The sequence below is a fragment of the Streptomyces sp. NPDC001108 genome (assembly GCF_053598535.1).
The window spans coordinates 206,103-228,371 of the sequence record NZ_JBSFKL010000009.1 but is presented as its reverse complement, the minus strand read 5'-3'; the positions used below and the strand labels follow the sequence as shown (position 1 = coordinate 228,371).

The window sequence follows — 22,269 nt, the reverse complement described above, 5'->3', positions numbered from 1 at the left end:
CGACCTGCTGGAACTGGCCGAACCGGAAAGCCGGTGGTCCGGAACCGGGACGACACGGATCATCCGGTCGTACCATCATCCCGCACATGATCGGGAGGCAACCTCACGGGCCGGTGCGACGTCCCACTGCGCGGAGGAATCCGCACGCACCGGGCCCATACGGACCCCGGGGGAACCGCTGACGCACCGCACCGTACGGTTGAACGCCCGTCGTCGGTCGCATGAAATCATGATGGAGAGCTACCGGATGCAGGATGCCAGCACCGCGCCCGCGCCGCGCCCGCGGCCCCGTTGGTGGACCGAGCTGCCGCTGCTGGCCCTGGTGTACGGAGCCTACTCGGCGGGTCGTCTGGTGGCGCGTGGCGACGTGTCGACCGCCGTCGACCACGGCCTGGCGATCCTGCGGCTGGAGCAGACGCTCCACATCAACTTCGAGCATCCGCTGAACCGGCTGTTCACCGCCCGCCCCTCCATAGGCATACCCGCCGACTTCGCGTACGCGTCCCTGCACTACCTCGTCACACCCGTCGTGCTGGTCTGGCTCTTCCGCCGCCGCCAGGAGATCTACCGCAGGGCCCGCGCCTGGCTGATGACCTCCACGATGCTCGGCCTGATCGGCTTCACGCTGCTGCCGACCTGCCCGCCCCGGCTGCTGGAGGCCCGGCACGGCTTCGTCGACACCATGGCCCAGTACAGCTCGTACGGCTGGTGGGGCAACGAGGCCAGCGCCCCGCGCGGCATGGGCGGCATGACCAACCAGTACGCGGCGATGCCGAGCCTGCACGTCGGCTGGGCGATCTGGTGCGGCATCCTGCTCTGGCGCCACAGCAGGAACCCCTACGTCCGGGCCGCGGGCGTCGCCTACCCCGTGATCACCGTGCTCGTGGTGATGGGCACGGCCAACCACTACTTCCTCGACGCGGTGGCGGGCGCCGCCGTGATGGGGGTCGGGGCGCTGCTGGCCCGGCCGCTGATGCGGCTCGCGGACCGGATCGCGGAGCGGTTCTCCGTACGGTTCCCGGGGCTCGCCCCGAAGACGGAGGCCCCGGCCGCCGGTGCGGAATCCGCGAATGTCAGTGCCGGGTGCGAGACTTCGGCGGGTGAGCGCATCCCTGGCCAGCGAACCACCTCCGCAGACGCCGTCGTCGCCGCGACCGGCGGCACCTCCCGGCCCGGTTCCACCACCCCGGCGGGGACAGGAGCGTCCGGCGACGGCGCTCCGGCGGCAACTCGCTGAGCTGCGCGGACCGGCCGTCCCGCCGCGTCCGCTGGACGCCCGCGCGCTGGCCGCCCTCGCCGCCAACCCCGGCTGCCGCCGCCGCGCCCTGCTGGACGGGGCCGGGGTCGACAAGGCCGCGCTGGCGGCGGCGCTCGGCTCACCGGCGCCGTTCGGCCAGTCGCAGTTCGCCTTCGTCCGGGGCAACGCCTTCGAGGCCAAGGTCAAGGCAGACGGCGGCGCGGAGCTGATCCGGCTGCTGCACGAGCGGCTCGGCCCCGGCGGCGAGCCGCCGCGCGAGGTCGCGGTGCCGGACCTGTCGGCGGCGGGCCCCGAGGGCCGCGCGGCCCGTACCGCGCTGGCGCTGCGGGAGGCGACGGAGGCGGGCGGCTGGGCGCTGCTGGACCATCCGATGCTGGCGCTGGAGGTGGCGGGCTCCCCCGCCTATCTGGAGCCGGACGCGGTGGCGGTGCGCCCGGACGGGACGTGGACGGTCGTCGAGATCAAGTCGTTCCCGATGATCGACGGCTCGGCCGACGCGGCGAAGGTCGGTGCGGCGGCCCGGCAGTCCGCCGTCTACGTGCTGGCGCTGGAGCGGGTCGCGGAGCGGATCGAGGGCGCCGAGGTGGACCACCGGGTGCTGCTGGTCTGCCCGAAGGACTTCTCCAACCTGCCGACCGCCTCGGTGGTGGACGTGCGCAAGCAGCGCGCGGTCACCCGCCGCCAGCTCGGCCGGCTGGCCCGGATCGAGGACATCGCGGCGGCCCTGCCCGAGGGCACCACCTTCGATCCGGCGTGCCCCCGGGAGCGGTTGGACGCGGCGGTGGAATCGGTCGACGCGGCCTACGCCCCGGAGTGCCTGGCCGCCTGCGAGCTGGCCTTCCACTGCCGGGCGAAGGCGCGGGCGGCCGGTGCGGTGGAGGCGCTGGGGCGGAGCGTGCGCGGGGAGCTGGGCGGGCTGACCACGGTGGGCGAGGTGCTGGCGGCCGCCTCCGGCAAGGAGGGCGATCCGGCGGACCCGACGGTCGCCGCGCTGCGCCGGGCGGCGGCGTTGCGGGCCGAGGCGCTGGCGGGCGGTGCGGCATGTCGCTGATCGGCACCCTCGCCCGGCTGGAGGCGGTGGAGAGCGGCCGGGCGCGGCCGCTGGCCACGGTCCGCCACCGCCACCTCACCGACCGGCCGCTGGTCCTGGTCCCGTTGACCACGGCGGGCGAGGCGGGCGCCCCGCTGGGGGCTCTCGTCGGCACGGACCGGGAGGCGCCCCGGCTGCTCACGGTGGCGCAGCCGCGCGACCGGGATCTGCGGTTCGCCTTCCTCGCCGAGCTGGCCGAGGCGGTGCTGCCGCACATCGGCTCGTACGAGGACGTGGTCGAGCCCGCCGAGCGGAACGAGACCGACCCGGAGACGGGGAAGCGGGCCAAGGTCGAGGTCGAGCTGTGCGTGGACGCGCCGCAGCTCATCGTGCCGAGCCGGGCGGGCATCGAGTACGTCCGGCTGCTGGGCCGTTCGATGCGGTTCCGGCGTACCGCGGAGGACGATCCGGACGCGCCGTACCCGGCGCCCGCCCGGGTGCCGTTGCTGGGCCGCTGGCTGACGCACTACGGGGAGCGGGCCCGGGTGCCCGGCTCCTCGTTGCTGCTGGCCGCGACGGATCTGCTGAACCGGCACTGGGCGACCGGGCAGAGCAGCCTGGAGGACCAGCACCTGGGCGCGCTGCTGGCCTGGATCGACCCGCCGGCGGGCGAGTCGGGCGCGGCGGCGGCGTACCGGGCGGAGCTGGGGCGGGACGGCGAGGGGCAGCTGTTGTGCCCGCCGGCCGGTCCGGCCACGGACCCGGCGTTCGACAACCGGCTGCTGGCGCCCGCCATCGAGCGGTACGACCGGGCGCGTACGTCGCTCGCCGCGGCCGAGGACGGCCTGGCGGCCGATGCCCTGCTGGGTGGGCTGACCACCGCCGAGCGGGAGATCCGGGCGCTGCTCGACCACGTGACGCGGCCGACCTGGGACGCGGTGTGGCGGGCGCTGGACGTGCTGCGGGAGCTGCCCGAGGGGCCCCGGGCCGAGGAGCGGTGGACGCGGGACCGCTGGTCGTTCACCGGGCACCGGGACCGGGTGCGCTCGGGCGAGCCGCCGCAGCCCCGCCGGGACGACGCGGTGACGGCGGCGCAGAAGCTGGCCGCGCGGGAGACGGCGCAGGCCCAGTTGGAGGCCCAGGAGGCGCTGGACGATCCGCTGGTGCTGGCCGGGCGGCGGCTGGCCGGTGAGGCGTTCGTGGCGGAGGTGACGGAGGTGGTGATGGCGTACAGCGAGTCCAAGCGCCCCGCCCCGCGCCCGCTGCTCACGGTCCGTACGGACGAGCAGCCGCATCTGGGTGAGCGCACCCGGGTGTACCGCTCGCTGGACGGCCGGGCGCAGACCGCCGAGTTCGTGGCGTACGACGACGACGGCGGCCTGGTGCTGCGGGTGCTGGACCGGATGGGCCGGGGCAAGGAGCCGGCCCCCGGTTCGGTGCCGGGGCCGGGTGACCGGATCGCCTGGACGCTCTTCGAGCACGAGCAGCGCGGCGGCCCGAAGCTGCCCGACCCGGAGGACACGCCCTGGACGCACGGCGGTCCGCCGGGCGCCCCCGGGCAGAGCGAGCTTCCCGACCCGGTGACCACGGAGGACCTGCTGTGACGGACGTTCTCGACCCGGGGACCCGGGCCGCGCGGGCGACGGAGGCGATCCTCGCCGACACCCTGGGCGGGAGGGAGCGCGGCATCGTGGTGGACTCCCCGCCGGGCGCGGGCAAGTCGACGCTGGTGGTGCGGGCCGCGCTGGAGCTGGCGGCGGCCGGGCGGCAGCTGATGGTGGTCGCGCAGACCAACGCCCAGGTGGACGACCTGGTGGTGCGGCTGGCGGAGAAGGAGCCGGAGCTGCCGGTGGGCCGGCTGCACAGCAGCGACTCCGACCCGTACGACAAGGTGCTGGACGGGCTGGACAACGTACGGAAGTCGGCGAAGGCGGCCGATCTCGCCGGGCTCGACGTGGTGATCTCCACGGCCGCCAAGTGGGCCCATGTGAAGAACGTCGAGCCGTGGGGCCACGCGATCGTCGACGAGGCGTACCAGATGCGGTCGGACGCGTTGCTGGCCGTCGCGGGGCTCTTCGAGCGGGCGCTGTTCGTCGGCGACCCGGGGCAGCTGGACCCGTTCTCGATCGTGGGCGCGGACCAGTGGGCGGGGCTGTCGTACGACCCGTCGGCGAGCGCGGTCTCCACGCTGCTGGCGCACAACCCCCGGCTGCCGCAGCACCGGCTGCCGGTGTCCTGGCGGCTGCCCGCCTCGGCGGCACCGCTGGTGTCGGACGCGTTCTACCCGTACACCCCGTTCCGCAGCGGGACGGACCACGGCGACCGGCGGCTGTCGTTCGCCTCGGCGTCGGACGGCTCGGCCCCGGACCGGGTGCTGGACGAGGCGGCGGAGTCGGGCTGGGGCCTGCTGGAGCTGCCGGCCCGGCACACCCCGCGCACGGACCCGGAGGCGGTCCGGGCGGTCGCCCTGGTGGTCCGCCGACTCCTGGACCGGGGCGGGCTGGCGACGAGCGAGCGCGCCCCGGACCCGGTGCCGGTGACGGCGGACCGGATCGCCGTCGGCACCGCCCACCGCGACCAGGCGGCGGCGGTGCGGGCGGCCCTGGCGGAGCTGGGGGTGAGCGGCGTCGCGGTCGACACGGCCAACCGGCTCCAGGGCCGCGAGTTCGACGTGACGGTGGTGCTGCACCCCCTGTCCGGCCGCCCGGACGCGACGGCCTTCCACCTGGAGACGGGCCGCCTCTGTGTCCTGGCCTCCCGCCACCGCCACGCCTGCGTCGTGGTCTGCCGCGCGGGCGTCGCGGAGCTGCTGGACGAGCACCCCTCCACCGAGCCGGTCCAGCTGGGCGTCACGGTCAAGTTCCCGGACGGCTGGGAGGCCAACCACGCGGTCCTGGCCCGGCTCGCGGAGCACCGGGTGTCCTGGCGGCCGTGATCCGGGGATCAATTCCTCGATGACGCCAGGCCGTTCAGAAGTCCCCGGGGCCGTTCGTGCCGGTTCGGAAGGATGCGGGTTCCCGGTGGGCGAGGGGTGACGTTCTCCGTAGCGTCGTCGGGCCCAGGCCCCACCGGAGTGGCCGGAGCGGCGCTCGGACCCGGTGAGCCCGTCCGGCCCCGGGGCGAGGGAAGCGGGCGGCGGCGCGGGGCGGCGGATGACCGGATACCGCCGGGCGTCATCGCGCCACCGCCCGGCTCTTGAAGAACTCGTTCCGGGGCGCGGCCCCGGTGGCCCGACGCTCGGTGCGGGCACCATCTCTCCAGGTCACAGCCCCGCACCGTACGGAATGCGGGACTCCGTCACCGATAACAGCACGCCAACTCCCCCTTAAATACCGGTTGGTACGAACATTTTCCTCTCCCGGACGCCGACCCCTTTGATATCGTCAACCTCGTTGACGATCATTAGGGGATTCGGGGGGTTCTCCAGCATGTCTTCCGGGCTGCCGTACCGATGTACCGCCGATCCGCTTGCGGATCTACCCACTTCCGGCATCGAAACAATCCGGCCTCGCACCGGGCGGTGCGCATGACCGGCACTCCGGCCGAACGGGACACGGCGGCCGTCGCCGACTGGCTCGCCGCGCATCTCTGCGCCGAACTGTCCCTCCCCGTCGAGCAGTTGGACCGGGAAGCGACCTTCTTCTCGCTCGGCCTCACCTCGCAGGCCGCCGTGGCGATGGTCAGCCGTCTGGCGGTGCGCCTCGGCCGTGACGTCCCCGTCGCCACGCTGTGGGCCTCCCCGACGGTGAACGGGTTCGCCGCCGCGGTGGTCGCCGCGGAGGACGGCGCCGACGCGCCGGAGGGCCGACGGACCGCCGAGGCGCGACCGGCTGAGCCCCTGGCGATCGTGTCGATGGCGGCACGGCTGCCGGGTGCCGACTCCGTCGCGCAGCTGTGGGAGCTGGTCCTCGCCGGCAAGGACGCGATCGGCCCGCCCCCGGAGGGGCGGTTCCCGGACGCCCGGGAGGCGATGCCGGACGCGGGCTATCTCAGCCAGCGGCTCGACGAGTTCGACCACCGGTTCTTCCACCTCTCGCCCCGGGAGGCCGCGGCGCTCGATCCGGTGCAGCGGCTCTTCCTGGAGGTGTGCTGGGAGGCAGTCGAGGCGTCGTCGCTGCCCCGGACGGGGCTGCGGGGCAGTGCGACCGGGGTGTACGTCGGAAGCATCTGGAACGAGCACGGCGCGGCGTCGAGGCCGGGGCGGCACACGATGCACACGGCGACGGGTTCGAGCCTGTCGATGGTCGCGAACCGGATCTCCTACCTGTACGACCTGCGCGGGCCGTCGGTCACGCTGGACTCCGCCTGCTCGTCCTCCCTGGTGGCCGTGCACATGGCCGCCCAGGCGCTGCGGCTGGGCGAGATCGACGCCGCCGTCGTCGGCGGGGTCAACCTCCTCCAGTCGGCGGCCACCATGGACGACCTCACCGCCTTCGGGGGACTGGCCCCCGACGGGCGCAGCAAGGCGTTCGGCGACCTGGCGGACGGCTTCGGCCGTGGCGAGGGTGCCGCGGCCCTGGTCCTCAAGCGCCTCTCCGACGCGGAGCGGGACGGCGACCACATCTGGTGCCTGCTCCGTGGGACGGCGGTCAACAACGACGGGCACACCAACGGGCTGACCGCGCCCAGTCCCGTCGCGCAGCAGGCCGTCATCAGGGACGCGCACGCCCGGGGCGGGACCGACCCCGCCGAGGTGCGGTTCGTCGAGACGCACGGCACCGGGACCGCGCTGGGCGATCCGATCGAGGCATCGGCGCTGGCCGCCGCGGTCCGGGGTGCCACCGCCCCGGTCCACCTCGGCACGCTCAAGGCCAACATCGGCCATCTCGAAGGCGCCGCGGGGGTGGCGGGGCTGGTCAAGGCCGCCCTGGTCATGCGTCACGGTGTCGTCCCGCCGTGCGTCCTGTCCGGCGGGACCAACCCGCACATCGACCTGGACGCGCTCAACCTCGCCCTGCCCCTCGCGCCCGTGCGGCTGCCGTCCGACGAGCCCTTCCTCGGCGGGGTCAGCAGCTTCGGCTGGGGCGGGACCAACGCGCACGTCGTGGTCGGGCCGTACCACCGCCCGGGCACACCGGACCGGGAAGCCCCCGTCGAAACGGCCGGTGCGGCCGGTGAAGCCGGTGCGGCGGCCGGTGCGGCCGACGGCACCGGCCGTGGACCGGCCTTCGTCTTCTCGCCGTTCGGCGGGCAGTGGGCTGGGATGGGACGCGAACTCCTGCGCTCCGATCCGGAGTTCCGGGCCGCGGTCACCGCGTGCTCGCTCGGCGCGGAGACGGTGCTCGGCCTCTCGCTCCTGGAGCTCATCGCCTCCGGTACCGACCTCGAACCGTACGGCGTGGCCGTGGCGCAGCCCGCGGTCTACGCGGTCCAGGTCGGCCTGGCCCGGAGCCTGGCGGCCCGCGGCATCCGGCCCGCCGTGGTCGTCGGCCATTCGCTCGGCGAGATCGCCGGGGCGGTCGTGGTCGAGGCGCTCACCGCGTACGAGGGCGGCCGGATCGTGGCCCACTACGCGGCGGCGCAGCAGCGGCTGACCGGCCGGGGCGGCGGTATGGCCGTGGTGGCGCTCTCCCGCGAGGAGCTGGCCCCGTACCTCGCGAGCCGGCCGGGGATCGCGGTCGCCGGGCTCAGCTCGGCGCGTTCGACCAACCTGTCGGGCCGGGTCCACGAGCTGGACGAGCTGGTCTCGGTCCTCTCCGAGGAGGGCCACCGGGCCAGCCGGATCAACGTGGGGCTCGCCGCGCACGGCCCGGACATCGACGAGGTCCGCGACGATCTGGTCGAGGCACTCGGGGAGATCGACCAGTACCCGCCCGCGCTCCCGATGGTGTCGGCGCTGGACGGCCGGATCATGGCCGCCGGGGACTTCACCGCCGGGTACTTCGCGAAGGCCCTGCGCGAACCGGTGGACTTCGCCGGCGCGCTGGCGCACCCGCTGCTGAGCGCCCCGGACGCCCTGGTCGAGATCAACGCCCACCCCATCCTGGGCAGCGCCCTGCACGAGACGTACGGCGAACGGGTGCCGGTCGTTCCGGCGTACTCGCGCTCCGGCCACGGCCCGGAGGGGGTCGCCGCCGTGTGCGCGGCGGCCGCGCCGCCGCCCCGGGAGGCGCTGCTGACCCTGAGCGCGCACACCCCGGCGGCGTTGGCGCAGCGTTGCCGGGAGGTCGCGCGGTGGTGGCCCGCGGAGGGCACGCCCGCCGCCGTCGCCCCCGTGCTGGAGGGCCTGGCAACCCTTCCGTACCGGGCGAGTTTCGTCGCGGGCGACCGGGACGGGGCGGTGGCCCGGCTGGCCGAGCACGCGGACGCCCTCGACGGTGCGGGCGCGTCGGCCGCCGCCGGTACGGCCCCCCGCGTCGTCTTCGTCTTCCCGGGCCAGGGCGGGCAGTGGCTGGGCATGGGCCGCGATCTGTACGCCCGCGACGCGGTGTTCGCCCGGGAGTTGCGGCGGTGCGACGCGGCGGTGCGCGAGGCGTGCGGCGCGCGGGTCCTGCCGCTGCTGCTCGACGGCGGCGACGACGAGGCGTTCACCAACGTCGCGACCGCCCAGCCGCTGCTGTTCGCCGTGCAGGTGGCGCTGGCCCGGACGTTGGAGCACTACGGTGTCGCCCCGCACGCGGTGGTCGGCCACAGCATGGGCGAGGCGGCGGCCGCGCACATCGCCGGTGCCCTGTCGCTGCACGACGCGGCGGCGGTCATCGGCCGCCGGTCCCGGCTGATGGACGGCCTCAGCGGGACGGGGGCGATGCTGGCCACCGAGCTGACGCTCGCCGAGGCCGAGGCCGTCTGCGCCGGCACGCCCTCCATATCGGTGGCGGTCAGCAACTCGGCCCGGTCGACCGTGCTGTCCGGGGCCGCCGCCGACATCGAGCGGACGGCGGGCGAACTCACCGGACGGGGGGTCTTCAACCGGCCCGTCCGGGTCCAGGTCGCCTCGCACAGCCCGCAGATGGACCCGATCCTCCCCGCGCTGATCGAGGCCGTCGCGGACGTCTCCCCGGTCTCCTCGACACTGCCGCTGTACTCGACCGTCCTGGGCCGGGTCGCCGACGGGGCGGAGATGGACGCCGGCTACTGGGCCCGGAACCTCCGCGACCCCGTGCTGTTCGCGGACGCCGTGGGCCTGTTGCTGGACGACGGGTTCTCCTGCTTCGTCGAGATCAGCCCGCACGCGGTGCTCAGCCCGGCCGTCGAGGAGACGGGCGCGGGCCGGGACCCGCTCGTCGTCCCGGTGCTCCGCAAGGAGCAGCCGGAGTGGCCGACGCTGCTGGCCGCGCTCGGCCGGCTCCACGACGCCGGTGTGCCGGTCGACCGGGCCGCGCTGAACCCCGCGGGCCACCCCGCGCCGCTGCCCCTGCCCTATCCGTGGCAGCGGGTCTCCTCACCGGTCCTGACCGGCACCGTCGGCCGCGCGAGCGGCGATCCGCTCGGGGTCCGTACGCAGGTTCCGCACGATCCCGCGCTGTCCGTGTACGCCGGCCGGCTGAGCCCGTCGACGTGGTCGCTGGAGGACCATGTCGTCGGCGGCCGGGCCATGGTGCCCGCCGCCGCCTTCGCGGCCGCCGCGCTCCAGGTCGCCGGTCCCGGGCCGGCGGACGGTCCGGTCTCCGTGCGCGACCTCGTGCTGACGGCGTCCCTGGAGGTGCCCGGCGAGGACACGGCGCTCCAGACCACCGTGTGGACCGACGCCGGGACGTCCCGGGTCGAGTTCTTCGGCGGGGAGGGCGGGACGTGGGTGCGCGTCGGGACCGCCACGGTCGAACGGGCCACCACCGGCGAACCGCTCCCCGCCCGGCCCGCCGGTGACGGGACCCCGGCCGACGAGCTGTACGCGGAGTTCGGCGCGCGGGGGCTGGACTTCGGCCCGCAGTACCGCCGCATACGCCTTCTCGACGCCGGGGAGGACGGCGCGAGCGCCGGGATCGAGTGGAACCCGCGCCACGCCGACGCCCGGCTCCCGGTCGACCCCCGGCTGCTGGACGCGGCCCTCCAGGTCGCCGCGGCGCCCCTGCTGACCGGTCCGGGTGCCGTGGGGGCCGACCGGTCCCTGCTCACCACCGTGGTCCGCGAGGTGTCCGTGCTGTCCGGGGTGGGTGCCGATCCGCGGGCGGTGGCGACCATCACCACCGGCCCGGGCCCGGACACCCGACTCGCGGACGTCGACCTGATCAGCGGTGACCGGGTGGCCGTACGCATCCGGGGGGTCGAGATCCGCCTGATCCCGATCGCGCGGTCCGGCCCGGCCGACGGGGCCGCGCCGGCGCTGCGGGACGAACTGGCGGCGCTGTCACCCGCGGAGCGGCTCGCGCGGACGGCCCGGGTGGTGCAGGAGGCCGTGGGCGAGATCGCGGGCCTCACGACCGCCGAGGTGGACCCGGCCGAGCCGTTCCACAGCCTCGGGCTCAACTCGATCATGGGGCTGGAGCTCCGCAACCGCCTGGAGCGCCTGCTCGGGACGGTGCTGTCCTCGACCGTGGTGTGGAACTACCCCACCGTCGACGCCCTCGCCGCCGAGCTCACCGCCCGGCTGGAGGAGGCCGTGGAGGCCGGGGCGGACCGTACGGCGCACCGGCCGGGCGCCGCCGAGCGGCCGGTTACCGCGGGCCGGGAGCCCGCCGCCGGGGAAGCGTCCCCCGACGGGAACGATCTCGACGCCCTCCGCCGGGAACTGGCGGAACTGGAAGAACTCATGGGGGAGATATGACGGAGCAGGGCGAGTCCGACATAGCACTGAGCACCGCCCTGACGGCCGTCAGGGGCCTCCGGGCCCGGGTCGAGGAGCTGACCCGGGCGCGGCGGGAACCCATCGCGATCGTCGGCCTCGGCGTCCGGCTGCCCGGCGGCATCACCACGCCCGGCGCCCTGCACGAGTCGCTGGCCGCCGGGGTCGACGCGATCCGCGAGATCGGGTCGGACCGCTGGGACCACGGCGCCTTCTACGACCCCGACCCCGAGGCGGTCGGACGCACCCACATGCGGCACGCCGGGCTCATCGACGACGTGGACACCTTCGACGCGGCGTTCTTCGGGATCTCGCCGCGCGAGGCCGCCCATGTCGATCCCCAGCAGCGCCTTCTGCTGGAGGTCGCCTGGGAAGCGTTCGAGGACGCCGGGATGCCCGCCGGCCGGCTGGCCGGTTCGGGGACCGGTGTCTACGTCGGCGCCAACTCCACCGACTACCTCACCATGCAGCTGGCCCGGCCGGAGACCGTCGACCTGTACACCGTGGTCGGCGGCACCAACTGCATCATCGCCAACCGGCTGAGCTACCAGCTCGACCTGCGCGGCCCCAGCCTCTCCGTCGACACGGCCTGTTCGTCCTCCCTGGTCGCGGTGCACCTGGCCGTCCAGGCGCTGCGCTCCGGCGAGTGCGACTCGGCGGTCGCGGCCGGGGTGAACCTCCTGCTGTCCCCGGCCAGTACGGTCGCCCACTCCAAGGGGCTGCCGCTCTCCCCGGACGGTCGGTGCAAGACCTTCGACGCCGCCGCCGACGGCTATGTGCGCGGCGAGGGCGTGGTCGCCGTCGTCCTGAAGCGGCTCTCCGACGCGATCGGCGACCGCGACCGGATCTACGCGACCATTCGCGGCTCGGCGGTCAACCAGGACGGCCGGACCAACGGGCTCACCGCCCCCAGCGGGCGCGCCCAGCGGGAGTGCATCACGTCCGCGCTGAGGAACGCCGGGGCCGAACCCTCGCAGGTGAGCCTCGTGGAGGCGCACGGCACGGGCACCAGCCTCGGCGACCCGATCGAGGTCGAGGCGCTCGCCCAGGTCTACGGCACGGCCTCCGGCCCGGCCTGCCACCTGGGGTCCTTGAAGACCAACATGGGTCATCTGGAGGCCGCGGCGGGGATCGCCGGGCTGGTGAAGGCGGCCCTCTCCGTGCACCACCGGACCGTCTACCCGTCGCTGCACCTGAAGAAGGTCAACCCGCACCTCCAACTGGACGGCGTACGGCTGGAGCTGCCGCACGACCGGGCCCGCGCCTGGGAGGCGGAGGACGGGCGGCGGCTCGCCGCCGTCTCCGCGTTCGGAGCGGGCGGGACCAACGCGCACGTGATCCTGGGGCCGGTCGACGGGCACCTTCCGGACGCCGGGCCCGAATCGGCCGGGGCCGGCGAGGTACCGCTGACCCTGCGGATCTCGGCCGCCACGCCGACCGCCCTGGCCCGGCTCGCGGGCCGGTACGCCGATCTGCTGGACGGCGCCGACCCGGCGTACGTCCGGGACGTCGTCCGGGCGGCCGACCACCGCAGGACCGTGCTGACCAGCCGGCTGTCGGTCTCCGGAGCCTCACCGGCGGAGCTCGTCGCGCTGCTGCGCGAGGCGGCCGCGGGCGGCCCCGGTCCGGCCGGGGTGACCGGACCGGCCAGGGCGACAGGCCGTACGGTCTTCGTCTTCCCGGGCCAGGGGCCGCACTGGATCGGCATGACGGCCCGGCTCCAGGCCACCGACCCCGCGTTCGCCGGGGCCACCCGCGAGGTCGACCTGGCCATGCGCCCGGTGCTGGGCCGCAGCGTGCTCGAACTGATCGCCGAGGGCGACCAGGGGCGGCTGCCCACCGAGTTCGTCCAGCCCGCGCTGTTCACGATCGCGGTCGGGCTGGCCGCGATGTGGCGCGCGGCCGGGGTGGTCCCGGACGCGGTCATCGGGCACAGCATGGGCGAGGTCGCGGCGGCGTACGTCGCCGGTGCCCTGCCGCTGCCGGACGCCGTGCGGGTGATCTGCGAGCGCTCGCGACTGCTGGCCCGTATCGCCGGGCAGGGCCGGATGCTCGTCGTGGGCGTCGGCCACGAGCGGGCCCGCCGGCTGTGCGAGGGGTACGACGACATCTGCGTGGCGGTGATCAACTCGCCGCACTCCACCGTGCTGTCCGGGGCGGGTGCGTCGTTGGAGCGGGTCGCCGCCGGGCTCGCGGCCGAGAACGTGTTCAGCAAGTTCGTCGCCGTGGACGTCGCCTCGCACAGCCCCCAGATCGACGGGCTGCGCACCGGGCTGCTGGAAGCGCTCGACGGGATCCGGTCCTCGGCCCCGCAGGTGACGATGGTGTCCACGGTGACGGGCGCGCCCCTCACCTCGGCCCCCGCGCCGGACTACTGGTACGCCAACATGCGCGAGACCGTCCGTTTCACCCAGGGGGTCGAGGCGCTGCTCGCCGAGGGACACGACACCTTCATCGAGATGTCTCCCCATCCGACGCTCGTCGACGCGCTCGAAGGGCTGTGCGCGGAGGCCGACGGTCCAGCCGCGGCGACCTGGACGCTCCACCGCGACCTCGCCGACGACATCGCCGTGCAGCGGAACTTCGGGTTCATGTACACCCACCGGCGGCGCGGCCCCTGGCCGCACCGGGGCGACGGCCCGGCGGACCCGGTGGTGCCCATGGTGCCGCTGCCGTCGCACCCCTTCGCCCGGACGCGCTCCTGGTTCACCGAGGACCGGTGGGGCAACCCCTGGGCGGCCGGTCCGGCATCCGCCGCCGACGCCCCCACCGCCACCACCTCCACCGCCGCTGCCGCCCCGGCGCCGACGGCCACGGAGTGGACCCGGCGGGAGGCGGTCTCGGCCGTCATCGCCGCCGTCGCGGGCACCTTGGGACTGGATCCGGACCAACTCGACCTGGACGCCGGGTTCTTCGCCCTCGGCATGGACTCCATGCTCGCCACCCGGGTCAAGAACGACCTGGCCCGGACCTTCGGACTCCCCCTGCCCACCCGGGTGATGTTCGAGTACCCGACGACGTCGGAGCTGGCCGCGTTCCTCGTGGCCTCGGTCTGCCCGGAAGAACCGTCCGGCGAGGCCCCCGGCACCGCACCGGCCGGGCCCGGCCCCGTCGAGCCGCCGCCCTCGGCACCGGCCGCGCTCGCCGACGACGAACTCATCAACGCGCTCGAAGCCGAGATCGAGCGGTCGTACCAGCCGACGCCCGGGGGACACGCATGACCACCCAGATACCCGAACACGCGCGTGAGCTGCTGAGCTCGGCGCTGGACCGCATCAAGTCCCTGACCAGCGAACGGGACGCGCTGCGGGCCGAGACCACCGAACCGATCGCCGTCGTCGGCATGGGCGCGCGGATGCCGGGCGGGGCCGACGACACCGCCGCGCTGTGGGAACTGCTGGCCGAGGGCCGGAACGCGGTGGGACCGTACCCGCCCGCCCGGCTGGACGACGTGCCCGGCGGGTTCCCGGAAGGGGTGCCCTCGGGCGGCTTCCTGGAGTCGGTGGACAGCTTCGACGCCGGGTTCTTCGGGATCTCCCCGCGCGAGGCGCGCTACATCGACCCGCAGCAGCGGCTGCTGCTGGAGGTCGCCTGGGAGGCGCTGGAGAACGCCGGTGCCAGGCCCGCCTCCCTCAAGGGCGACAAGGTCGGCGTCTATGTCGGCGTGACCAACAACGACTACATGCAGTCGCTGCTCACCCATGTGGCGCCCGAGGAGCTGGAGGCGTACGCGCTCACCGGCAACGCGTCGACGTTCGCGGCCGGCCGGATCGCCTACTGGCTCGGCGTGCACGGCCCCAGTCTGTCCGTGGACACCGCGTGCTCCTCGTCGCTGGTCGCCGTCCACCTCGCCGTGCAGGCGCTGCGGAGCCGGGACGCCGACATGGCGCTGGCCGGTGGCGTCAACGTGCTGCTCTCGCCGGAGTGGTACACCGTGCTCAACAAGGCGAACATGCTCTCGCCGGACGCCCGGTGCAAGACCTTCGACGCCGCCGCCAACGGCTATGTGCGGTCCGAGGGGTGCGGTGTCGTCGTCCTCAAGCGACTGTCGGACGCGCGGGTCGACGGGGACCGGATCCTCGGGGTCGTCCGCGGCAGCGCGGTGGGCCAGGACGGCCGGGCCAGCGGCATCACCGTGCCCAACGCCAAGGCGCAGCGGGACGTCATACGCACCGCCCTGTCCGCGGCCGGGCTGGCCGCCGAGGACATCGACTACGTCGAGGCGCACGGCACCGGCACGGCGCTCGGCGACCCGATCGAGGCGGGTGCGCTGGCGGACGTGCTGTGCCCGCCGTCCCGTACCACCCCGCTGCTCGTGGGGTCGGTGAAGACCAACCTCGGCCACCTCGAACCGGCGGCCGGTGTCACCGGTCTCATCAAGGTCCTGCTCAGCCTGGGCCACGGCCGGATCCCGCCCCATCCCGGGCTGTCGCAGGTCAACCCCGAGATCGACCTGGACCGGCTCAAGCTCGCCGTACCGGTCGAGGGCCGGCCCTGGCCCGCGGGCGAACGGGTCCGGCGCGCGGGCGTCAGCTCGTTCGGCGCCAGCGGCACCAACGCACACGTCATCGTCGAGGAGGCCCCGCCCCGGGAGGCGGACGACGCCCCGCGGGACGCCCCCGGCACCTGCGTGCTGCCGCTCTCGGCCCGTACCGCGGACGGTGTCCTCGAACTGGGCCGGAAGTACCTGGCGCGGCTCGGCGAGGACGACGGGACCCCGGCGGCGGGCACGGCGCTGGCGGACCTGGCCTACACGGCCGGCGCGGCCCGGGACCACTGGCCCGTCCGGTACGCCGCCGTCGCCGGGACCGCGCCGGAGATGCGCGCCGAGCTGCGGCGGCTGGTCGACGGGGAGTCCGGGCCGCTCGGCACGGTGTCCCGGTCGCGCGGCCGGACCGCGTTCCTGTTCACCGGGCAGGGGTCGCAGTACCCCCGCATGGGGGCCGGTCTCTTCGCGTCCTCGCCCGTCTTCCGCAGCAGCCTCCAGCACTGCGCCGACCTGGTCGACGGTCTGCTGGACCGTCCGCTGCTGGACGTCATGTTCGCCGCCGACGACCCGGCGGTGCACGACACCCGCTACACCCAGCCGGCGCTGGTGGCGCTGGAGTGGTCGCTGGCGCGGATGTGGCGCTCGCTGGGCATCGAGCCCGATGTCGTCGTCGGGCACAGCGTCGGTGAGATCGCCGCGGCCGCCGTCGCCGGAATCCTGGACATCGGGGACGCGCTCGCCGTGGCCGCCGCCCGTGGCCGACTGATGGCGGAGCTGACCGGGCCGGGTGCGATGGCGGCGGTCTTCGCGCCCGTGGCGGCCGTGCGCGAGCTGATCGAGGACCCGGACCGCGTCGGGGTGGCCGCCGTCAACGGGCCGGAGCACGTGGTGGTCTCGGGCCACCCCGAGGACGTGCGCGGCGTACTGGACCGGGCCGCCGCGCGCGGGCTGCGCGGCAAGTCGCTGCCGAGCGGCCGGGCCTTCCACTCGCCACTCATGCGGCCGATGCTCGACGCCTTCGAGCGCGAACTGTCCGCCCTCTCCTTCGCCGCCCCCGCCGTTCCGCTGGTGTCGACGCTGACGGCGCGGCCGGTGGGCCCCGGGGAGTGGAACGCGGCCTATCTGCGGGAGCACGCGCTCCAGCAGGTCGACTTCCACGGTGCGATGACGACGCTCATGGAGAGCGGGGTCGACCACGTCCTGGAGCTGGGACCGGCCCCGACGCTCGTCGCGGCGGCCCGCAGGTTCGTCCCCGAGGAGCAGCGCGCGGGGCTGTGGGGCGCGTCCCTGCGGCCGGGCCGCGCCGACCACGAGACCGTCGCCACCGCGGTGGCCGAGGCGTACACCGCCGGGCTCGACATCGACTGGCTCCAGCTGTGGTCCGGCCGGTCCGCCGCGCCGGCCGACGCCCCGACATACCCGTTCCAGCGGTCCCGGCACTGGTACGAGCCGAGCCGCGGGGCCCATGTCGGCGTGGCCCGGCGGGAGCCCGCCGCCGTCCTGCCGGGCGGCTCCGGCTCCCTGCTCGGGACGCGCGTACCGGCCCCCGGTTCCGGCGCGGCCTTCCTGACGACGCTGGACAGCGCCGACGACCCCGCCCTCGCCGACTGCGTGATCGACGGCGAGCCCATCGTCAACGTGGGCTTCTTCCTGGAGGCCGCCGTGCAGGCGGCCCGCGCGGTCGGGCGGCGGGACACCGTCCGGCTGGAGAACGTCACGGTGCTGCGGCGCCTCGGGTACGACAGGGAGCACCGCCCCACGGTGTCGCTCACCCTGGAGCCCGCGCCGGACGGGACGCTGGGCTTCGCCTACCGGTCCGACCCGGGCGACCCGGCCCTGGCCTGGCACCTGCACTGCCGAGGCCGCGTCTCCGGTGGCGGGGCGGCCCCGGCGGCCCCCGCCGATCCGGCCACTGCCCTTCCGCACCGGATGACCGGCGGCGAGTTCTACCGGCAGATGTGGTCCCGCGGCCTGTACCTGGGCGACGGCGCCAAGTGGCTGGAGGAGGTCGCCTTCGACCGCGACCACGCCTGGGCCCGGATCCGGCCCGCCACCCCGGAGGAGGCCGGCCGGTACGTGGTGCCGCCCGGTCTGACCGACGCGATGTTCCAGGCGCTCTTCGCGCCCCTGACCGCCCGTGGCGCGTCGGACACCGCCTTCATGGTGGTGGGGATCGACGCGTTCGCGGTACGCCCCGGGCTGCCCTCCGGTCCGCTCCAGGTACGGCTGCGGCTGCGCGAGGGCGCGGCCGACGCGCGCACCCTGGTGGCCGATGTCCACCTGCTCGACGAGGCCGGTGCCTGCTGGGTGTCGGTGTCCGGCGTGACGCTCGCCCAGGCCCCGTCCCACGGGCGGACCGGCGCCGGGGCGGACGCCGGGGCCGTGGACGCGCAGGCGTGGCAGCCGGTGACGGCTCCCGAGCCGTCCGCGCGTCCGGCCGCGCGGGAGGAGGCGCTGGACCCGCTGACGGTGGTGACCCGGGCGTGCGCCCGGTCGCTGCGCACCGACCCGGACAGCATCCCCCGGGACGAGCCGTTGCAGAACCTCGGGCTGGACTCGCTGATGGCGCTGGAGATCAAGGACGCCGTCGCGGCCCTCGGCGACGTGTCGATCCCGCTCGCCGTGTTCCTGGACGGGGCGAGCCTCACCGAGCTGGCCGCCTACGTCGGGGAGCACTCCCCCGCCGCCCACCGGCCGGTACCGGTGCCCCGGGCCGACGAGACGGCCCCGGCCGGTGCGCCCGGCCGTGAGCTGGCCGTCGACCCCGCCGCCCGGTACGAGCCGTTCGAACTGACCGACCTTCAGCAGGCGTATCTCGTCGGCCGGTCGGAGGGGATCGAGCTCGGCGGTGTCTCGACCTTCTTCTTCATCGAGACCGATCTGCGCGGGCTGGACGTCGCCCGGTTCGAGGCGGCCGTCGACGCGGCCGTGGCCCGGCACGACATGCTGCGCGCGGTGATGACCGACGACGGCCGGCAGCGGATCCTCCCGGAGGCGGAGGTAGGGCGCTACCGCGTCGACCGCCTGGACCTCACCTCGGTGCCGGAGCAGCGGCTGGCGGACGAACTGGCCGAACGGTCGGGGACGTTGTCCTCGCAGGTCTTCGACCCGACCGTGTGGCCGCTGTTCCACCTGGCCGTCACGGAGCTGCCCGGCGGGGTGAGCCGCCTCCACGTCGGCATCGACGCCCTCATCATCGACGCCTGGAGCACGGCGCTCCTCTTCGCCGAGCTGGCGCAGTCGTACCACGGGCAGGAGCTCGCCCCGCTCGAACTGACCTTCCGGGACTACGTCGGGCACATCCGGGCCCTGGAGTCCGAGCCGGCGTACGCCGAGGCACGGGCGTACTGGACGGACCGGATCGCCGCCCTGCCCCCGGCGCCGGAACTGCCGCTGACCGCCGACCCGGCCGCGATCGGGCGGCCGGAGTTCGCCCATCTCAGCGGGACGATCCCGCCGGAGCGCTGGGAGCGGTTCAAGGCCCGCGCGAGCGCCGCGGGGGTCACCCCCTCGGCGGCCGTCGCCGCCGCGTACGCCGAGACCATCGCCCGCTGGTCGGCGAACCCGCACTTCACGCTGACGCTGCTGTTCTTCAACCGCAGGCCGGTCCACCCCGAGGTGCGTTCGGTGCTGGGCAACTTCTCCACCACCACCCTGCTGGAGGTGGACACCCGGGGCACGGCCGACTTCGCGGCCCGTGCCAAGCAGTTGCAGGGCCAGCTCTGGCGCGACCTGGAGCACAGCGCGTTCAGCGGGGTGCAGGTCCTGCGCGAGCTGTCCACGCTGCACGGTTCCGCCAAGGCGGGCCGCGCACCCGTGGTCTACGCCAGCACGCTCAACTTCTCCTCGGACGAGGGCCACGCGTCCAGTGCGCTGACCGACCACCTGATCGCCCTGACCGGCGACGGCCACGAGGTGTCCTCGTTCATCCGGACGCCCCAGGTGTGGCTGGACCACCAGGTGATCGAGGACGCCAGCGGGCTGCGCCTGAACTGGGACTACGTACGCCAACTGCTCCCCGAGCCCATGGTCGCGTCCATGTTCGCGAGCTACCGCGGCCTCATCGAGCGGCTCTGCGACGACGAGCGGGCGTGGGCCGACGCGCCGGAGATCGAGCTGGGCGAGCAGGAGCTCGCACCGCGCCGCGAGGCCAACGCCACCGCCGGGGAGCGCCCCACCGGGCTGCTCCACCACGGCTTCGAACGGGCCGCCGAGCGATGTCCGGACGCGGTCGCCGTGGTGTGCGGCGAGGAGTCTCTCGACTACGCCGGGCTCGACCGGCGCGCCCATGAGCTGGCCCGCCGTATCGCGGCCCGTACCGGTTCCGGTTCCGAGGAGCTGGTGGCGGTCATGCTGCCCAAGGGGATCGACCAGGTCGTGGCCGTCCTCGCGGTGCTGAAGGCCGGCAAGGCGTATGTGCCCGTCGCCGCGGACCTGCCGCCCGAGCGGGCCCGCCGGACGCTGGAGCTGTCGGGCGCGGTGCTGACCGTCACGGACCCCGGGGTCCGCGCGGCGCACCCGTGGCTCGACGAGGGCCCGGTGCTGGACGTCACGGAGACGGCCCCGGACGGTACGGCCGACGGTGGACTCCCCCTGGTGACGGCCGAACCGGACGACATCGCCTACGTCATCTTCACCTCCGGCTCCACCGGTCAGCCCAAGGGCGTGGTGATCGAGCACCGCGCCGCCCTGGGAACGCTCCAGGACGTCGGCGAGCGGTACGGGATCGGGCCCGCGGACCGGGCGTTGGGGCTCTCGGCGCTCAACTTCGACCTGTCGGTCTTCGACGTCTTCGGCATCCTGGCGGCGGGCGGCACGCTGGTGCTGCCCACACCGGATCAGCAGCGCGACCCGCAGGCGTGGGCGGAGCTGGTGGACGAGCACGGCATCACGGTCTGGAACTCGGTGCCCGCCCTGCTCCAGATGCTGGTCGACCACCTGGAGGGCCGGGACGCCACGGTCGGCTCGCTGCGCACGATCATGCTCAGCGGTGACTGGATACCCACCCGGCTGCCCGACCGGGCGCGCCGGTGCGCCCCCGGCGCACGGGTCCACTCGCTGGGCGGCGCCACCGAGGCCAGCATCTGGTCGATCGCGTACCCGGTCGAAGCCGTGGACCCGTCGTGGTCGTCGATCCCGTACGGGAAGCCGCTGCGGAACCAGTCCTTCCTGGTGCTGGACGAGCAGTTGCGGCACCGGCCCACCTGGGTTCCGGGAGACCTGTACATCGCCGGTGACGGTCTGGCCCGCGGCTATCTGGCCGATCCCGACCGGACCGCGGCGAGCTTCGTGGACACCCCGCACGGGCGGCTCTACCGCACCGGGGACCTGAGCCGGTACCTGCCCGACGGCAACCTGGAGTTCCTCGGCCGCCAGGACGGCCAGGTCAAGATCCAGGGGTACCGGATCGAGCTGGGCGAGATCGAGAGCGCGCTGGGCGCGATGCCCGGCGTCCGCGCGGCGGTCGCCGCGGCGATCGGCGGGTCCATGGAGTCCAGGACCCTGGTGGCCGCCGTCGTCCCGGAGACCCCGGGGGCGGATCTCGACGCGCTCACCGCGGCGTTGCGCGCGCAGCTGCCCGCGTACATGGTTCCCAGCCGGCTGGTGGAGCTGGACGCCGTGCCGATCACCGCCAACGGCAAGGTGGACCGCCGTGTCCTGGAGGAGGTCTGCCGGGCGTCGGCGCCCCGTGCCTCGGCCGAGCCGCCGCGGGACGGGACCGAGCGGGCGGTGGCCGAGCTGTGGGCCCAGCTCCTCCCGAACGCCCCCGCCGGCCGGGACGACGACTTCTTCGCGCTCGGCGGGAACTCCCTGCTCGGTGTGCAGCTGGTGTCCCGGATCAGGGCCGCCCTGGGAACGACGCTCCCGCTGTCGGTGCTGTTCACCCACTCCACGGTCGCCGCCATGGCCGGGGCGGTCCGCGACGGGCGGGCGCGGCGCACGACGCTGGTGCCGATCCGCTCCGAAGGGACCGGCCCCACCTCGTACTGGATCCACCCGGTGGGCGGCGACGTCGTCTGCTACCGCGGCCTGGCGCAGCTCCTCGGCATGCCGGTGACCGGCGTCCAGGTCCCCGACGGCCTGGCCTCCTCGTTCGGTCTCGGTGAGCTCGCGGATCTGTACGCCGACGCGATCGCCGACGACGCCACGGGCCCGGAGGTACGGATCGCCGGCTGGTCGATGGGCGGGGTCCTCGCGCTGGAGGTCGCCGAGCGGCTGGCGGAACGCGGCTTCGCCGTGGCACCGGTCGTCGCGCTCGACCTGATGGAGCATCCCGACGAGGACCACGGCGAGGTGTCCCACGCCGAGCTGCTGGCCTGGTTCGCCCGGGACGTCGCGCACATCGCCGGTGCCCCCGACCCGCTGGCCGGGCACGACCTGGCGGCGGAGGAGGACCCGGCCGCCGTACTGACCGAGCGGCTGCGCCTCGGCGGGCTGCTCGGGCCGGACACCGACGACGAGACGATCGGCGCGCTGCTGGCCCGCTTCACCGCCAACTCCCGCGCCCTGTCGGCCCATCGGCCCGGCACCTACCGTGTTCCCGCGGTACTGGTCCGCGCCGCCGACGGGGCGTCCCAGGACGTGACGTCGGCGTGGGCCGGCCACCTCAAGGACCTGGTCGCCGTCCACACCCTCGGCGGAGACCACTACTCCGTGCTCCAGCCCGACCGTATCGAGAGGTTCGCCTCGGTGGTGCGTGCGAGCTGGGACGCAGAAGACCACTGAGCGACAACCCCGTCGCTCGCTTCACACCCCTCAGAAAAGGAAGT

6 protein-coding genes are annotated in these 22,269 nt (G+C 74.8%); all 6 read left to right on the top strand.

The window, feature by feature from the left end; translation table 11 throughout:
* Nucleotides 1-247 precede the first annotated feature (247 nt).
* The 6 genes from ACWC97_RS21590 (at nt 248) to ACWC97_RS21565 (ending at nt 22,225) form a co-directional block, all read left to right on the top strand.
* The gene (locus ACWC97_RS21590) at nt 248-1,237 is read left to right on the top strand and encodes a phosphatase PAP2 family protein (protein WP_385210377.1); all 990 of its coding nucleotides are present in this window, start codon (nt 248-250) and stop codon (nt 1,235-1,237) included.
* A 1,062-nt stretch (nt 1,238-2,299) separates the two neighbouring features.
* A complete protein-coding gene (locus tag ACWC97_RS21585; RefSeq protein WP_352273812.1) occupies nt 2,300-3,892 on the top strand; it encodes a hypothetical protein in 1,593 nt (530 codons plus the stop codon).
* Nucleotides 3,889-5,223 carry an AAA domain-containing protein gene (locus tag ACWC97_RS21580; protein ID WP_392279470.1) on the top strand — a complete coding sequence of 445 codons (1,335 nt, stop codon included), beginning with the start codon at nt 3,889-3,891 and terminating at the stop codon, nt 5,221-5,223. The genes ACWC97_RS21585 and ACWC97_RS21580 overlap by 4 nt, the downstream gene beginning before the upstream one ends.
* Before the next feature lie 591 nt (nt 5,224-5,814).
* A complete protein-coding gene (locus tag ACWC97_RS21575; protein WP_450650942.1) occupies nt 5,815-10,992 on the top strand; it encodes an acyltransferase domain-containing protein in 5,178 nt (1,725 codons plus the stop codon).
* Nucleotides 10,989-14,231, top strand: a complete 3,243-nt coding sequence (locus ACWC97_RS21570) for a type I polyketide synthase (protein WP_450650940.1) — start codon at nt 10,989-10,991, stop codon at nt 14,229-14,231. Before ACWC97_RS21575 ends, ACWC97_RS21570 begins: the two co-directional genes overlap by 4 nt.
* Nucleotides 14,228-22,225, top strand: coding sequence for a hybrid non-ribosomal peptide synthetase/type I polyketide synthase (locus ACWC97_RS21565; RefSeq protein ID WP_450650938.1), 7,998 nt, complete (start codon nt 14,228-14,230; stop codon nt 22,223-22,225). The genes ACWC97_RS21570 and ACWC97_RS21565 overlap by 4 nt, the downstream gene beginning before the upstream one ends.
* Nucleotides 22,226-22,269 lie beyond the last annotated feature (44 nt).

Excerpts from the sequence above, each read along its gene's own strand:
- ACWC97_RS21565 (WP_450650938.1), top strand. The coding sequence starts at position 14,228 with ATGACCACCCAGATACCCGAACACGCGCGTGAGCTGCTGAGCTCGGCG.
- ACWC97_RS21575 (WP_450650942.1), top strand. The coding sequence starts at position 5,815 with ATGACCGGCACTCCGGCCGAACGGGACACGGCGGCCGTCGCCGACTGG.
- ACWC97_RS21570 (WP_450650940.1), top strand. The coding sequence starts at position 10,989 with ATGACGGAGCAGGGCGAGTCCGACATAGCACTGAGCACCGCCCTGACG.
- ACWC97_RS21585 (WP_352273812.1), top strand. The coding sequence starts at position 2,300 with ATGTCGCTGATCGGCACCCTCGCCCGGCTGGAGGCGGTGGAGAGCGGC.
- ACWC97_RS21590 (WP_385210377.1), top strand. The coding sequence starts at position 248 with ATGCAGGATGCCAGCACCGCGCCCGCGCCGCGCCCGCGGCCCCGTTGG.